Source organism: Corynebacterium sp. HMSC072G08 (assembly GCF_001809185.1).
Lineage (GTDB): Bacteria > Actinomycetota > Actinomycetes > Mycobacteriales > Mycobacteriaceae > Corynebacterium > Corynebacterium phoceense.
Genome location: NZ_KV796459.1, coordinates 1 through 280 on the forward strand (window position 1 = coordinate 1; position 280 = coordinate 280).

At 62.9% G+C, this 280-nt stretch carries 1 protein-coding gene; it reads right to left on the reverse strand.

Annotated elements, in window-relative coordinates:
- Positions 1–280: HNH endonuclease signature motif containing protein (locus HMPREF2559_RS10970; RefSeq protein WP_148138818.1), on the reverse strand; the 280-nt coding region annotated here is incomplete at both ends.

A 280-nucleotide genomic window follows, 5' to 3' on the forward strand; every position in this document is an offset into this window, starting at 1 on the left:
GGCGAGCTGTTCGGTGCGCTGGGCAATGGTCTGGCGCCACCGCTGGGCCATAATCCCCTGCGGCTCGGTCGACTCCCACGTGCCGTCTTCAAACAGCCAGTACACAAAGCCGGTGACGGGGTCGAAGAGATAATCACACCGGCGGTCCGTCTTGGCGTTGTGATGATGCTGGCATACCGCAATCAAATTATCCGTCGACGTTTCACCACCGTCCCCGTACTCCACGCGGTGGTCGAGCTGCGCGTACTTCGCCGGCACCGTACAGTGCGCGCGGCGACAC